At 39.2% G+C, this 15,774-nt stretch carries 13 protein-coding genes and 3 pseudogenes; 10 read left to right on the top strand and 6 right to left on the bottom strand.

What is annotated here, in order from left to right; translation table 11 throughout:
* Window positions 1–140 (bottom strand): annotated as a pseudogene (locus FTV32_RS10230) (IS5/IS1182 family transposase); the annotation flags it as partial.
* A 53-nt stretch (window positions 141–193) separates the two neighbouring features.
* On the opposite strand from FTV32_RS10230, the pseudogene FTV32_RS10225 reads away from it, so the two are divergent.
* Window positions 194–727: pseudogene (locus tag FTV32_RS10225) on the top strand (Fic family protein); the annotation flags it as partial.
* A gap of 294 nt (window positions 728–1,021) precedes the next feature.
* Here FTV32_RS10225 and FTV32_RS10220 read toward each other — a convergent pair.
* The 3 genes from FTV32_RS10220 to FTV32_RS10210 form a co-directional block, all read right to left on the bottom strand.
* On the bottom strand, window positions 1,022–2,650 hold the full coding sequence (locus FTV32_RS10220; protein ID WP_035268400.1) for an iron ABC transporter permease: 1,629 nt from the start codon (window positions 2,648–2,650) through the stop codon (window positions 1,022–1,024).
* An 83-nt stretch (window positions 2,651–2,733) separates the two neighbouring features.
* Window positions 2,734–3,750: an extracellular solute-binding protein gene (locus FTV32_RS10215; protein ID WP_180028559.1), complete on the bottom strand. Its 1,017-nt coding sequence runs from the start codon at window positions 3,748–3,750 to the stop codon at window positions 2,734–2,736.
* Between the two features lie 25 nt (window positions 3,751–3,775).
* Window positions 3,776–4,897 (bottom strand): ABC transporter ATP-binding protein, encoded by a 1,122-nt coding sequence (locus tag FTV32_RS10210; RefSeq protein WP_035268393.1) that lies wholly within the window; start codon window positions 4,895–4,897, stop codon window positions 3,776–3,778.
* A gap of 220 nt (window positions 4,898–5,117) precedes the next feature.
* Between FTV32_RS10210 and FTV32_RS10205 the strand changes: the two genes are divergently transcribed.
* The 5 genes and pseudogenes from FTV32_RS10205 to FTV32_RS17765 all read left to right on the top strand — a co-directional run.
* Window positions 5,118–6,623, top strand: a complete 1,506-nt coding sequence (locus FTV32_RS10205; RefSeq protein ID WP_180028558.1) for an ATP-binding protein — start codon at window positions 5,118–5,120, stop codon at window positions 6,621–6,623.
* Window positions 6,616–7,317, top strand: coding sequence for a response regulator transcription factor (locus FTV32_RS10200; protein WP_035268833.1), 702 nt, complete (start codon window positions 6,616–6,618; stop codon window positions 7,315–7,317). Before FTV32_RS10205 ends, FTV32_RS10200 begins: the two co-directional genes overlap by 8 nt.
* 22 nt (window positions 7,318–7,339) lie before the next feature.
* Window positions 7,340–7,600 (top strand): hypothetical protein, encoded by a 261-nt coding sequence (locus tag FTV32_RS10195; protein ID WP_051586608.1) that lies wholly within the window; start codon window positions 7,340–7,342, stop codon window positions 7,598–7,600.
* A 10-nt stretch (window positions 7,601–7,610) separates the two neighbouring features.
* Complete coding sequence (locus FTV32_RS10190; protein WP_180028557.1) at window positions 7,611–9,134, top strand: TerC family protein; 1,524 nt, start codon at window positions 7,611–7,613, stop codon at window positions 9,132–9,134.
* 64 nt (window positions 9,135–9,198) lie between these two features.
* A pseudogene (locus FTV32_RS17765) lies at window positions 9,199–9,273 on the top strand (Fic family protein); the annotation flags it as partial.
* Between the two features lie 281 nt (window positions 9,274–9,554).
* Here the strand turns inward: FTV32_RS17765 and FTV32_RS10185 are convergent.
* Window positions 9,555–10,913 (bottom strand): ATP-binding protein, encoded by a 1,359-nt coding sequence (locus FTV32_RS10185; RefSeq protein ID WP_035268838.1) that lies wholly within the window; start codon window positions 10,911–10,913, stop codon window positions 9,555–9,557.
* Window positions 10,892–11,581 carry a response regulator transcription factor gene (locus tag FTV32_RS10180; protein ID WP_035268841.1) on the bottom strand — a complete coding sequence of 230 codons (690 nt, stop codon included), beginning with the start codon at window positions 11,579–11,581 and terminating at the stop codon, window positions 10,892–10,894. Before FTV32_RS10180 ends, FTV32_RS10185 begins: the two co-directional genes overlap by 22 nt.
* Before the next feature lie 166 nt (window positions 11,582–11,747).
* Between FTV32_RS10180 and dsbD the strand changes: the two genes are divergently transcribed.
* From dsbD to FTV32_RS10160, 4 genes are all read left to right on the top strand, one after another.
* Window positions 11,748–13,673, top strand: a complete 1,926-nt coding sequence (gene dsbD / locus FTV32_RS10175; RefSeq protein WP_155756990.1) for a protein-disulfide reductase DsbD — start codon at window positions 11,748–11,750, stop codon at window positions 13,671–13,673.
* A complete protein-coding gene (locus FTV32_RS10170) occupies window positions 13,670–14,512 on the top strand; it encodes a TlpA disulfide reductase family protein (protein ID WP_035268845.1) in 843 nt (280 codons plus the stop codon). The genes dsbD and FTV32_RS10170 overlap by 4 nt, the downstream gene beginning before the upstream one ends.
* Window positions 14,513–14,533: 21 nt before the next feature.
* Window positions 14,534–15,286, top strand: a complete 753-nt coding sequence (gene dsbG, locus FTV32_RS10165) for a thiol:disulfide interchange protein DsbG (RefSeq protein WP_100355929.1) — start codon at window positions 14,534–14,536, stop codon at window positions 15,284–15,286.
* Between the two features lie 88 nt (window positions 15,287–15,374).
* Window positions 15,375–15,737, top strand: a complete 363-nt coding sequence (locus FTV32_RS10160) for a YidH family protein (RefSeq protein ID WP_035268851.1) — start codon at window positions 15,375–15,377, stop codon at window positions 15,735–15,737.
* Window positions 15,738–15,774 lie beyond the last annotated feature (37 nt).

Below are 15,774 nucleotides of genomic sequence, written 5' to 3'. Positions count from 1 at the left end.
CGCCCTTGTTTGCCTTTTGATGGCGCATACCATTGCGTAGCAGGATCAAACCAAATGGCAATATTTCCGCGACTCATGAGTGCTCGGTTATATGCGGGCCAATTGGTTGTGCGGTAGATTTTGTGTGCAGGCTTCTTCATTTGAAAATTATATCGCTGAAAAACCCTTTACAGATAGGTTTGTGCAACAAAGCCAGTGGTTGGCTGAAGGTAATGAGCATCCATTAATTCAGAGTTCAGTATTTCATTATGAATTTGAGTTTATACATCCATTTGCTGATGGCAATGGGCGGATGGGGCGTTTATGGCAAACTTTAATCTTAAGCCAGTGGAATCCTATTTTTCTCAACATCCCTGTAGAAAGCTTGATTTATCAAAACCAAAAAGCTTATTACGATGCATTGCAAGCGAGCACAGATCGTTCAGATTCTGCACCTTTTATTGAGTTTATTTTGCAGATGATTCTAGATGCAATACTTAGTTCTGATGCCAGCGATCAAGATACCGCTCAAGCTAGCGTACAAGTTAGCGATCAAGTTAAACGTCTCATCCAGAATATGGAGCAGAAAGAATATAGCTTAACTGAGCTTATGGCTCTATTGGACTTGTCCCATCGAGCCACATTCCAAAAAAATTATTTAACTCCAGCATTACAAGCAGGTGTGATTGAACGTACCCTTCCTGATAAGCCTAAGAGTCCTAAGCAAAAGTACAAATTAAAAAATTGAACTATACTGAGTTTGATGTGATTATTAATATCATAATGAGTTAATTGTAATGTTATAACATTACATTTATTTTTAGGTGTAATTTTCTGCTATAATGCCGTACGTCACTTCAAATCCTGAATTCGGATTTGAACAAGATTTTAAAGTGATTCAATGCACTAAATCTAATTTAGGTCAAAATTGGGTCAATGAATTTTTTTATTCAATAAAATATATTTAGAATGAATGGGTTAGGATTTGAGCTCGATTGACGCCACCTTTTCACTTCGATTATTTATGTGAATTTCGATTCATTTATCTATTCGTTTTACCCATTCGAGCAAGTAAAATAACGGGAATTAAGCCGACTAATACAATGAGTAGAGCGGCTATTGCACCATCTTCATAGGCTCCTCTTGATGCTTCTGCATAGAGTTGAGTCGCGAGTGTTTCCATATTAATCGGTCTAAGTAGAAGTGTTGCAGGTAACTCTTTCATCGCATCTACGAAGACTAATAAGGCAGCAGAGAGGATGGCCGGAGCCAATAAAGGGAAATGAACGCGCCACAAAATGCCTCGTTTATTTTGTCCTAAATTACGAGCAGCATCATCAAGTACTCCATGAATACGATTATACCCAGACTCTATACTACCAATTGAAATAGCCAAAAAACGAACCGTGTAGGCGTAAATTAAGATGCCACTCGTGCCCAATAATAGTAAACCCGTCGATATACCAAGCTTGAATTCGAGAAAATCTGCGATTGCATGATCAATAGCGCCTAAGGACAGCATCAGACCAATTGCGAGTACTGTTCCTGGAATTGCATAACCGAGGCTAGCAATACGGCTAAACCATATATTTTGGCTAAATCGTGCTGAGCTGACGATCAAAAAGCCGATGAGGATCGTAAAGAAGGTTGCTACACTCGCTAGGCTCAGTGTATTTACCGAAGCTTCTAATAGGGAATCCGAGAAGCCCGCATATTGTATGCGCTTATAAGACTCTACAATTAAATGGCAAAATGGAATAACGAATCCAATGACTACGGGAATCATTCCAAGTCCAAATAATAGTAGAGCTTTACGGCCAGTAATATGTCGGGCAGGCATGAGTCGACTACGTTGAGCTGAGTTCATATAACGCTGTTTCTGACGTCCTAACCTTTCTATTAAAACTAAGAAGGTAATGAACATCAGCATGAAAATAGCAATTTGTGCGGCACTAGCAAGATCAGACTGATTTATCCATGTTGAATAAATGGATAATGTGAGCGTGTTAATACCAAGAAATTCAGTTGCACCAATATCATTAATTGTTTCCATTAATACCAAGCTTGTACCTACAGCAATTGCTGGTCGAGCAAGGGGGATGGCAACTTTTAATAAGACCTTATTAGGATTAAGACCTAGACTTCGAGCGACCTCGATTAGACTAGCCGATTGCATTAAAAACATGGCACGAGTGCTTAAATACACATACGGATAAAGTACGAAGCTTAGTAAAAAAATGCCTCCCCAAACTGATCGAATGTTTGGGAACCATAATTGTTGCATATCTAAGCCGAGACCATCCCTTAACAGACTTTGAACCGGTCCGATAGGGTGGAGAATGTCGATATAGCTATAAGCGATAATATAAGTCGGTACTGCAAGTGGTAAAAGCAACGCCCAATCGAGAATTGAACGTCCACGAAATTGATAGGCTGTAACAATCCAGGCACTGCCTGTGCCAATCAATATCGTTAGAAAACCTACCCCAAAAAGAAGCATAAACGTATCGATTAAGGTCGCTGGAATTACAAAGCGAATCAGATGATCCCAAATCTCATTATTGCCCTGTAAGGCTGTCCAAACTAATGCGAAAACAGGTAAACAGGCGAGAAGCGTCAATAGTCCACTGAGCGATATTAAAGAACGAAATGCAGATTTTGTTTTTGACATTAAAGTGTATAGGTCTGATGCAATATTAAATTGAAATTAGGACTTACAGGAAGGAGAAAGCCTCCCTGTAAGTTTATCGGAAATTAACGATTAAACTGGACTTTATCCACCAGCATATTGGCTGTTTTGCGGTGTCGAGCAATATCACTTAAGCGTATAGAATCCACTTGTAGTTTGCCAAAGCTTGCAATAGTCGGGTCAACTCTAACCCCAGGTTTAACTGGATACTCAAATCCACTTTTTGCATAGATGGCTTGAGCATGATCCGAGGCTAAGAACTCTAATAGTTGAACTGCTTCTTTGCGATTAGGTGCATATTTAGAAACAACGGCACCTGAAACATTCACATGCGTACCGCTATTTTTAAATTTCGGTAGGACAACGTTAATCGCATTACCCCAACGTTGTTGCTCTGGGTCGCCTTTACGCATATTGCCGACATAATAGGTATTTGCTACACCAATATCACAAATCTTGCCAAGAATATCTCGAGCAACATCACGATCCCCACCACTTGCAGGACGAGCTAAGTTGGCTTTGATACCACGTAGCCATTTTTCAGCCTCTTTTTCACCATAATGCGCGATATAGGCTGCAATTAGACCAGTGTTATAAGGATGGTTGCCAGAGCGGATACAGATTTTACCGTTCCACTTAGGATGAGCTAAATCTTCATATGAGATTGCAGTCAAAGGCGCACGATCTTTAGACACGTATACTGCACGTGCACGCATGGATAATGCATACCAATGTCCATTTGCTGCGCGTAAATTTGCCGGTATTGAGGAGTTAAGGACTTTAGAATCAACACTTTGTGTTAAACCATTTGAAACCAAATCTACCAGATTACCGAAGTCGACTGTAAGCATCACATCTGCAGGGGAGCGTCGACCTTCAACTTTAACACGTTCAAGTAAACCATCTTTGATAAAAACCGTATTGACCTTTACCCCAGTTTTTTGGGTAAATTCTTTTAAGAGCGGTTGAATCAGTGCAGGTTCACGCGTGGTATAAAGGTTGACTTCAGCTGCATTCACCCAGCTTCCACACAACGCAGTCAAGCCAGTCAAAATGAGAGGAATTTTTGAAATTGATTTCATGACTTATTTCCTAGTTAATTCAAATTTAAATAGAGTATTCAAGCTGTACAAAACTTTTATTCACATCTAACTCATCTTCAGATTCGAAGAAATAACAAGCAGACAGGTTTACCGAGATATATACCTGATCATTTGCTGAATATTCGTATTGATCATCGACATGGGCAAAAATAATCATCGATTCAGAGATGATTTCTAAGCGCAACTGATAGGCTTGACCTAAATAACTAGATGAGATGACTCGAGCAGCAACTGCTCCTATAACAGGTTGATGATGGACCTGAACCTGTTTAGGACGGAAACAACATGAAATTGATTTTTCTTTGCCAGTTAAATGTTTTGGTAAAGGATGACGCCCAAAGAGCGTTTGAATTTGTTGATTTTCGTAATATGCTAGGGTCTCATTCAATACCGAGAAATATCGTGCAGCAAATAGTGTAGATGGCTGCAAATAAAGTTGTTTAGGTGATCCAATTTGAATGATTTTTCCCTGATGCATCAAGATAATTTGATCTGCAATCTGTAATGCTTCTTCAGGATCATGTGTGACGATCACGGTGGTAGTCTGGGTATTTTTTAAAAGCTGGATGGTATTTTGTCGGATTTGATCACGTAGGCGATGATCCAAATTGGAAAATGGTTCATCCATAAGAAGTACATGCGGCTTTGGAGCTAAAGCACGTGCTAATGCAACACGCTGTTGTTCACCGCCTGATAAGGTGTGTGGATAACTACGCATATGATGGTGCATTGAAACATGTTTTAAAGCTTGTTCTGCCATTTCTTGTTGCTGGCCTTTAGGAAATTTTTTTAACCCAAACATCACATTTTCGAGCACGCTTAAATGGGGGAACAGGGCATAATCCTGAAATACTAGACCAATATTTCGAGATTCTGCTGGAATCTGTTGCTCTTCATTCCATAAAATATTTTGTTCAAGTTGAATCGAGCCATTTGTCGGTGTTTCTAATCCAGCAATTAAACGTAGCATTGTCGTTTTACCACAACCTGAATGTCCAAGTAAGCAGATGATCTGCCCTTGATCCGCAGACCATGTTGCCTGACTGACAGCAAAGCGTTGGCCAAATTTTTTGCTTAGACCTTTAATTGTTAAAATACTGGCAGAAGATCCTGCATACATGTTCATACTGAGCTCGAAGTATTAATTCTTATCTAAATGATAACTGATAATTGTTTTGAATATCATTGAATGTTTGTAGACCCATTTAAAAATTTACGCAATTTTTACGACCAAATGAAATAAATGTAACTAATATTTTTATTGTCAAAAGTGTTACGGGTATGGCACTTGACGCTTTTGGCAACTATCTTTAACTTGAAAAAATCTAATTTGGAATATGTAACTGATGGCATCTCCACGCGTTGGTATAAATTTCAATAGATTTAAGATCTCCAAGAGAGAGGCGTTAATAACATCTGTGGTTACATTTTTTAGCGTTTTCCTCGCTAAGATGTGTGATCATTACTTCGGTGTGGATGATTATTCCCTAATTTTTCTTACAGCTGTCGTATATTTAGCGTCTCGTTTTAGTATGGCTGTTGCAGTCTTAGCAGCAGCCATTTTTTTTATATCCTATGATTTCTTTTTTTTACAACCATTTAATTCTTTCGATGTATTTGCTAAACAGGGCATTGTTACTCTCTTAGCATTTTTTATATCTGCTTTGATTGCTGGAAGATTAGCGAACAGGTTACGAAAAAAAATTCTTGAACTGCAAAAAGCTAATCATCAGACAGAACTATTGGTTAAGATTGGACGCCAGCTCTCTGTAGCACTTACATCGAGCGAAGTTATCCAAACTACTGAAAGTTTTCTATTGGAGCATTTAGGAATAACGGCTCAGATTGAATTAAATGAATCCGATACTTTATTTGTAACTAGTGCAGAGGAAAATAATAGAAAAATCAAGATACAAGAAGGTCAAACTGATAAGAAAGATATCTTATCTTTGGACAAGGGGACCTCACTTCCTTTAATCAGCCAAGATAGAATGTTTGGTCAAATATATATTCATAAACTTGGTACTGGCACTAAGTTGAATTTAGAACGCACATTTTTAGAACTGATTATTGATTATATTTCACAAGTTTTGGCTAGAACCATGCTTGCTGAGCAATTAGAAGAAGCTAAAATATTAGCTCAGGCCGAACACCTCCGTTCTACGATTCTCTCTTCAATATCACATGATTTAAGAACACCACTTGCAAGTATTAAGGGTGCTGCGGAAACATATAAAAGTTATGAGGCATATTTAAGCGCTGACGATAAGCGGACTCTAATGGATACCTTGCAAACTGAATCAGAGCGTTTAGATCAGTACATTGAAAGTCTCTTGAATATGACAAAATTGGGTAATGAAACAATTAAACTCAACAAGGAGTGGGTAGGCGTAGATGAGTTAATTGGTGCAGCGGTACGTCGCTTAAAACGCTATAGACCTGCTCAGGTTATTCATATTTATTTGCTTGAAGAGGAGTGTGATTTATTTGTTGATGCTCCCCTTCTTGAGCAGGCAATTTTCAATATTTTAGATAATGCCAGCAAGTATTCAAACTATAAAAATATTGAAGTACATGTTCATTATGAAGATCACCTAGAAATTGCTATTCATGATGAAGGTTATGGTTTTATAGATAAAGAAATTCCATTTGTGTTTGATAAGTTTTTTAGAGGTGAACAATCTAAAAATGATAAGAATGGAATGGGCTTAGGACTTTCTATTGTCAAGGCTATTATGACTGCACATGAATCTGAGATCATTATTTCAAAATCCTTGGTTACTTCTGGGTCATGTGTAACATTGCGATTCTCCCAATTTGAGATCAATGCAAAGGGTGATATTGATGGATGATAATTTTGAGGGACGCATTTTAGTCGTTGATGATGAAGTTCAAATTCAGAAATTTCTGAATATTGCCTTACGTGCGCAGGAACTTAAATGCTTATCTGCTTGTCGAGGACAAGATGCTTTAAATCTAATTGATCGAGAGCAAATACATATCGTGATTTTAGATCTAGGCTTACCTGATATGGATGGGAAAGAAGTTCTGATAAAAATTAGAAAAAAATCTCAGGTGCCAGTCATAGTGCTGTCTGCCCGATCAAATGAAATAGAAAAAATTGAATTATTTGATGCTGGTGCAAATGATTATGTGACTAAGCCCTTTAGCGTAAATGAACTTATGGCTCGCATCCGGGCTTTATTACGTGTTTCTCAACAATTGATTAAACCTGTATCAACTTATGAAAGTGAAAGTCTTTGTATTGATTTTCAAACCCGAGAAGTATTGCTTGAAAATGTCAGTGTTAATTTAACAAAAAAAGAATTTGAACTTTTAGAGCTTCTGGTCAGTCAAGAAGGGAAATTGCTCACTCAATCCCAGATCATTAAACGCCTATGGGGACCGTCCCATGCTGAAAACACACATTATTTACGTATTCTGGTTGCTAAGCTTAGAAATAAGCTAGGTGACAATGCGATTGATCCAAAATTTATTTTTACAGAACCTGGCGTTGGTTTGAGATTTATCTCTAAACCTAGCTGAATATTTAGGAAAACGAGCGAACATGGTTACATTGCCGACCCATCAGCTTGAACGAGCCTTGAAGCAGTATCTATCTGAAAATATCAAAATGATCAAAGTAGGTTACAAACTATATGCCCAATTAATGAGTGATTTGGATTTTGTTAATGAGGTTATGAACTCAGCTTTACGTCAAGATCATAGAAAATTTAGAGGAATACCATTAAAAGTATCTCAGGCGGACTATGATTTTAAGCTGATTACAGCAAATGAAAAAATAATAAATATTGCTTTAGAGAGTTAAGGAGGTATCTATGGAATTTTTAATGGATCCAGGAATCTGGGTCGGTTTACTCACTTTAATTGTTTTAGAAATCGTACTAGGTATTGATAACCTCGTTTTTATCGCGATTTTAGCTGATAAACTTCCTCCTGAACAACGTGATAAAGCGCGGATAATCGGGTTGACCTTAGCCTTATTAATGCGTTTAGGTCTGCTTTATGCGATCTCATGGTTGGTCACTCTCACAGAACCTTTGATTGAGGTGTTTGGAAAAACGTTCTCAGGCCGAGATCTCATTCTTTTATTTGGTGGTTTATTCTTGCTTTATAAAGCGGTAAGCGAATTGCATGAAAGAATGGAGGGTAAGACAGAAGTTCATGTGACAACGAATGTTGTGTATGCAAGTTTTACAGCAGTTGTTGCCCAAATCGTAGTGTTAGATGCCGTATTCTCATTGGACTCAGTTATTACTGCAATTGGTATGGTAGATAATATTTATGTGATGATGATAGCTATGATCGTAGCGATGGTTGTCATGTTAGTTGCATCTAAACCACTCACCAACTTTGTAAACCGTCATCCTACAGTCATTATTCTCTGTTTAAGCTTCTTACTCCTAATTGGTATCAGCTTGATTGCAGAGGGCTTTGGTTTCCATATTCCAAAAGGTTATATCTACTCAGGTATTGGTGTTGCAATTTTAATTGAAGGATTCAATCAGTTTAGCCAGCGAAATGCATCAAAGCATCAATCAAAAATTCCCCTAAGACACCGTACTGCAGATTCAATTTTAAAATTGATGGGTGGGAAAGTAGAAACTGTTTCAGATAGTCCCCAACGCACTGAAGCTCAAGAAGTATTTGCGGATGAAGAACGTTATATGATTGGGGGAGTGCTTACCTTAGCTGAAAGATCAGTTGCTTCTATCATGACGCCACGAAGTCAAATTTCTTGGATCAATATGAATGATACACCTGAAGAAATTCGTGAACAGGTATTGTCTGTCCCACATAGCCTTTTTCCCATCTGCCGAGGTAGTTTGGATAAAGTCTTAAGTGTTGTTCGCGCTAAAGAAATCTTAGAAGTACTTGATGATAATGAACAATTAAAGACTCTAATTAAACGTCATCGCCCAATTTTTATTTTTGAAAAAATGAAAGTTATCGATGCAATTAATACTTTACGGTCTTCTAAAGGATCATTAGTTTTAGTCAATGATGAGTTTGGAAATGTACAAGGTCTAATTTCTCCACTTGATGTATTTGAAGCAATTGCTGGGGAATTCCCTGATGCAGATGAACAACTGGATTTAGTCAAGTTAGATGACCGTACTTGGAAAGCATCAGGTATGTTAGATCTTTATCAACTTGAACTAGAATCAGGCTTAGATCTAGTTGAGGAAGATTCTGGTTATATCAGTATTTCAGGATTAATACTGGATAAGTGTAATGGTACAGTAGAAGTGGGTTCTAGTTTAGACTATCAAGGTGCACACTTTAAAGTAACAGAATTAGAAGCGAACCATATTAAAACAGTCATGATTACTTTGAAGTAACCATAGTCCTTCTAGGCCCTCATAATTTTTTAAGAGGGCCTATTTGTTTGCGGGGCGTAGACCAGAGATTGGATTAATTGAACGAACCATCCCTGATAAGCCTAAGAGTCCTAAGCAAAAGTACAAATTAAAAAATTGAACTATACTGAGGTTGATGTGATTATTAATATCATAATGAGTTAATTGTAATGTTATAACATTGCATTTATTTTTAGATGTAATTTTCTGCTATAATGCCGTACGTCACTTCAAATCCTGAATTCGGATTTGAACAAGATTTTAAAGTGATTCAATGCACTAAATCTAATATGGGTCAAAATTGGGTCAATGAATTTTTTTATTCAATAAAAGAGCTTTAAAATGAATGAGTTAGGTTTTAAGTTCAATTGACGCCACCAAATGATAAGAAACTTTATTCAACTATCTTCGAGATAACACCGTAATCTTTAATCCTGTAGGTAAATTCGGTTCAAATTGGACGGCGTAAGTATATTGTTGCAGCATCATCTTGACCAAAGACAACCCTAAACCATGACCTTTTTGTTGTGCTGACTTGCGCCAGAAACGTTGCCCCAAATACAGAATATCTTCAGCATTTAAATGTGTACCATTATCTTGAATGCAAAACGTATTTTCCTGCATGCTCACCTCAATCACATCAGCGTTTGCATGCAATAAGGCATTTTCAAGTAGGTTTTTAACAACGGCATATAAGACAAATTCAGGTAATGCTAAATCACCAAGACTGTGCCAATCGACTTGAATTTTAGAGGTTGCTTCAGGATAAATGAGCGCTAAATCATGAATTACCTGAGCAACAACAGGTTTAATTTGAATGCTTGCTGTGATTTGTTCAAAAGATTGATCGGTATTCGACAGCATCAGTAATTGTTCAAGTAATTCAGAATAACGATGAATACTTTGATTGGCTTGATCTAAACGCTGTTGCAATTTGGCATTGCCGTCATTTTGTGCCATCAGTTGTGCCAATTGCACATTGGTTTTAATTGCAGTTAAAGGACTGCGTAATTCATGTGCCGCATATGCACTAAAGACTTTTTCATTTTCAAGACTTTGATGCAGTTTATGGACTAAGCGATTCGCATTTTGCACAAAAGGGTAGATCTCTGAGGGCATGGTATTGGCATCTAAGCTTGTGAGATATTGGCTTGCTTCATTGAGCGATAAATTTGACTGACTTAAATGACTAGCAACCTGATCCAAGGCTTTAAATTCCCGACGAATAATCAAAACAATTAAGCCGATACACAACAATAATGACAAGGTCAGCGGAATTAAGACCGATTGCAAAATTTGTTTCAGTAAAGATTCTCGCAGAAACATACGCTCTGCAGCTACCACTTGAATCTCACCGCGACGCAATACATAACTGCGCCATTGTGTCTCACCTTGTTGCCAAGTACTAAAACCAACCGCTTGCTGACTTAAATCTTTCGGTGCACCGCGTGTTTTGGCAATCACATGCCGTCCTACACTGATGTCAGAGCTAAATAATGATACTTCGCACGCGATCAATTGTTCTTGGTCTGTGGAATGAAGTTGTTGAGCTAAGGCAGACTCATCCAAGCTTTGCAGTGGTAATTGTTGAATAAGCCGTGCCACCATTTGTGCGGAGGCATTTAGACGTTGATCTAGAGTCTCCTGTAGACGTTTTTGTAAGTCGATATACAACCAAACAAACACCACACTCCATAAGCCGATCATCACAGCTAGAAGACTGCTGACCAATCGCCATTTTAAGCTGTGTGATTTTTGCATGGAATTGACTCAGCAATTTTAAACATATAACCGACACCCCGAATGGTCTGAATATAGTCCGCATTCAATTTTTGCCTTAAGTGATAAATATGGACATTCAGAGCATTGCTTTCGATACTGTCTTGGAAGCCGTATAACTTATCTAGCAAAACTTCATTTTTCAGTACTTGATTTGGATGGCTCATCAAGGTTTCAAGCAAACTGTATTCACGTCGTGAAAGCTGAATCATTTGATCTTGATAAAGGACTTCTTGGGTGTCTTTATTGAGTTTTAAGTGGTCAAATTGAATGACATTCGATGAAAAACCGCGGTGACGTCGGGTGAGTGCATGAACCCGTGCAATTAGTTCATCCAGTTCAAAAGGCTTGGTCAAATAGTCGTCGGCACCGACATTTAAAGCCTCAACACATTGCTGGGTCTGCAACCGTGCGGTTAAAACCAAAATAGGGATATGAATCTGATCCCTGCGCCATGATCGCAGTAGGTCTAAACCATCTTGATCCGGTAGGCCTAAATCCAGCAAACATAAATCGACTGCACTATGACGGATAAAATAATCTGCATCACGCGCATGACTCACATGTTCTACTGAAATATTTAAAAAATCCAAAGTGGCACAAATACTCGAGGCAATATATGGATCATCTTCAACCAAAACAACAAACATAGCGTTTTCCTGACTTCCTGTCTGTATTTTATAAATGATTTATCTTGTTAATGCTCCCTTAATTTATGCTTTTGCATAATCAACTGAAATAGATTTAAGTCGGGTATTAAAGTCATCTATGCGTATAGGGTTAATAGGGTTGTGTGGAATATTCAGCATTTTGAGTATGCAAAGTGCATCCGCTGATTTTTTACCCCCTGATCAAGCATTTTCTTTTCAAGCTGTATCCACAGCTCAAGACCAAGCCAGTTTCACGTGGCGTATTGCTGATGGATATTATCTATATCATGATCAGCTTAAAGTCATTGAAAATGGCAAAGCATTATCACTGCAACTGCCTCGTCCACAGCAAAAAGATGACCCCAATTTCGGCATGACCGAAGTACATTATGGGCAAGTGCAAGCGACTGTCGCCATGCAACCCAATCAAAGCTATAAAATCGAATGGCAAGGCTGTGCCGAAAGTGGCTTATGTTATCCAGTACAGCGTACAACCATTCACACCGATGCCGATGGATTATTGCCTGAAAGCAAGCTGAGTCAGCAAAGTACAACGCAAAAGAAATTATTAGATGCAGTCACATCGTCGTCATTACCCAATACTGCAATACCTGTAGAACTCCAGGCGAAAAACACTGAAACTGTAACAGTTGTAACGCCAGCAAATACAGCAGAAGTCAAAGAGGATGAGAATGGTTTAAGTCCCTCTTCTGAAGTGACTGCTTTAACAGAACCTAGCGAAGCTAGTGCGCCAGAGCTAGATGATGCCTTGATGATGCAGGCAAGTTTTGAATCTGTGACTACAACGAATGCTGAACAGCGTACGAAGCAGGCCGATTGGAACAACGACCAGTACTTCTTTTATTTACTTTCAACAGACAATATTGCACTGAATCTGATCATTTTTTTAGGTTTAGGGATATTGCTCGCATTCTTACCTTGTTCCTTACCATTGATTCCGATCTTATCCAGTATTTTAGTGCAACGTCATCGTGGCTATCGTGCCGGCATGATTGCTGGTGTCTTTGTGGTCGGAATGGCATTGATTTATGCCTTGATGGGTTTAGCTGTGGCAGGACTCGGCTATAACTTCCAACGTTGGTTACAAAGTCCCATCTTTATTGGGGTGTTTGCCGTGATGTTCGTGCTGTTTGCATTGAATTTATTTGGCGTATTCCAGTTGTCTTTACCACAAGGTGTATTACAGCGTTTAGATCAATGGCAACAACGACAAAAAGGTGGAACCTTATGGGGTTCATTCATTATGGGCATGATCTCTGCGCTAATTGTCGGACCCTGTATGAGTGCGCCATTGGCAGGGGCTTTGCTGTTTGTTGCGCAATTGCCTGAACCGTGGATGGGGGCTAGTTACCTGTTTATTCTAGGTCTAGGTGTGGGCTTACCATTGTTGATTGCCTGTGTGTTTGGTGCACAGTACTTACCAAAACCAGGCGTGTGGATGGATCGTCTGAAATTCACTTTCGGTTTTGTCATGCTGTTGTTGGCGGTGTATTTTCTGCGTCCTTTACTGCCGAGTGTGGTTTATTTGATGTTGATGGGACTCTTATGCATTAGTATCACGGTTTACATTTTATGGAAGATACGTCCGCATATTTTGCAAATGCCGATGCAACTGCTGTTGATTGCTATGAGCTTAGCGACCGCAATATCGGGTGGATGGTATGTCACGCAAGCATGGTCACAACTGAATACGACACAAGCCACAACATTAGTCGCATGGCAAAAAGTACGTACCCAAGCTGAGCTTGAACAGGCACTCAATAAAGTCAAAGGACAAGCAGTGCTCATAGATGTGTATGCCGATTGGTGTGTGGCTTGTCAGCCGATTGAAAAAGAGGTGTTACCTCGTGCCGATGTACAAACAGCTTTAGATGCTGTTGCTCGAATCAAACTCGATTTAACCGAATATGAAGCAAGTCAAGATATTGTGCTGAAAGACTGGCAGATTTTAGGACCTCCAACCATGATTTTCTTAGATGTACAGCATCAAGAACAGCGCAATCTACGTTTGACGGGTACCTTTAGTGCAGCGCAACTCTTGAGCCGATTAAACCGAGGTACACCGCCATGATTTCGAATGAAGCACTGCATCTTGGACCCTTGATGTTGCCATGGGCATTGTTATGTTTGGTGTTGGCTTTGCTGATCACTGCCATGGTTGGACGAAAAATCGGGCAACAAGAACAGTGGTCAACCGAAATCCAACAGCGTTTCCAAGATTCGATTTGGAGCAGTGTTTGGATCGGATTACTCGGTGCACGCTTGATCTTTATTGGATTGAATATGGAGTCTTATCTCGCATCGCCCATTGATATGCTGAAAATTCAAGACAAAGGTTTTCATCTAATAGGCGGTGTGCTGACAGGAAGTGCGTGGTTTTGGTGGAAAAACTCAGCCATGACAAAAAAAGCCAAGGCCATTTTATTACTGATCTTTGTCATGCTTATGGGGGCAGGATGGGCAGTACAAAAAATCATGTATCAAGATAGCCATTATCCAAGTTTGAGTTTTCCAAGTCTGAAGCTTGCCCATCAAGATCCGTCAGAAATCATTGCGCTAAAACAATTTCAAGGTCAGCCGACGGTTGTGAATTTATGGGCGAGTTGGTGCCCGCCGTGTCATCGTGAAATGCCCGTATTACAGCATGCGCAGGATCAATATCCTGAGGTGCATTTTGTCATGCTCAATCAAGGGGAAGAGGTCGATACCGTCCGTGCTTATCTCACAAAACATCACTTCAGTTTTAAACACGTTCTGCTAGATGTGCAGGGTGAAATGCCACAAGCAGTGAACAGTTTAGGTTTACCCACTACCTTATTTTTCAATGCACAAGGTCAGTTGATTGCGCGTCATCAAGGCGAACTCAGTCAAGCGATGTTGCAACAATACTTAAAGAAAATGAATCCATAAATTGATCATAGGATATGCATCATGAATACTTTACTTAAAACCAGTTTACTTATCGGAACACTGTTGACGGTGGCATGTGGTGTCAGTGCCAATCCGAATGCCATTAAAAAACAACTCGAAAAAGAAGGCTTTCAATTTGTCAAACCAATTCCTGCACCTGAAGGTTTAACGGGTTGGGTGGGGCATGAAGACCAATATTCCAATACCATTTTTATTTCCAATGATGGCAAGTATTACATCAAAGGCGAGTTGTTTGATGCCCAAGGAAATAGTCTTTCCAACAGCCAAATTGAAACGCATATGAAAAAAGCCATTTTAGATAATGTATGGAAAACATTAGAAGATTCAACCTGGATTCAAGATGGCAAAACCGATGCGCCACGTATTGTCTATGTATTCTCAGATCCCAATTGCCCGTATTGCCATAAATTTTGGCAAGAAGCACGTCCTTGGGTAGAGTCAGGCAAGGTTCAATTGCGTCATGTTCAAGTGGGTGTGATTCGTGAAGAAAGCCGTGCTCAGGTGGCAACTTTACTGATGTCAAAAAATCCAACAGCGGTATTTCATGATATCAATGTCAATCGTGGCAAAAAGCGCCTTAAACCAGCAGAAAATATTCCTGTAGAGATAGCAGAAAAAATTGATTTTAACCAAAATTTAATGGGCAAATATGGTTTCTTCTCAACACCCTCCATTGCTTGGCGTGATAGCAAGGGTAACTTCCAGTCTGCACAAGGGATGCCGAGTGATCTCAAAGAAATCTTTGAAAAATAAGTAAAATAGATGCTCACCAAGCCAACACAATAGCCCGTCTAAGATCATGCTAAGCTCAACATCAACCACTTAAACATCAGGGGGCACAATGTCAAATTTACAAGATCCACGGGTATTGTTTGCTTTGGAACGTACGGCATTGGCATGGAATCGCAGTGGTTTAGCGCTGATAGCCTTTGGTTTTTTGATTGAAAAATCAAATGTATTGCTACAACTACTGCACTCTGAGCAATATCAGCACAAAATTATCTATGGACAGTGGCTGGGCATTGCCGTGATTGTGTTTGGTTTATTGGTGAACTTTGCCTCAATTTTGCAATATCGTCGAGGGTTGCGCTCATTAACCGAACAAGAATTTATTGAGGATTATCAGACCCAACATCCCGTATGGCTGAATTTATTTACCATGCTGACCGGGTTTTTACTGATCATCTCATTTTGGATTTACTAAACTTGGCTGAGCTTCCAGACAAGAGGGCATGCACAAA

The organism is Acinetobacter sp. YH16032, assembly GCF_013417345.1.
Taxonomy (GTDB): domain Bacteria; phylum Pseudomonadota; class Gammaproteobacteria; order Pseudomonadales; family Moraxellaceae; genus Acinetobacter.
Note: the sequence above shows the minus strand (reverse complement) of the source record. Positions and strands in the feature narration are given on the sequence as shown.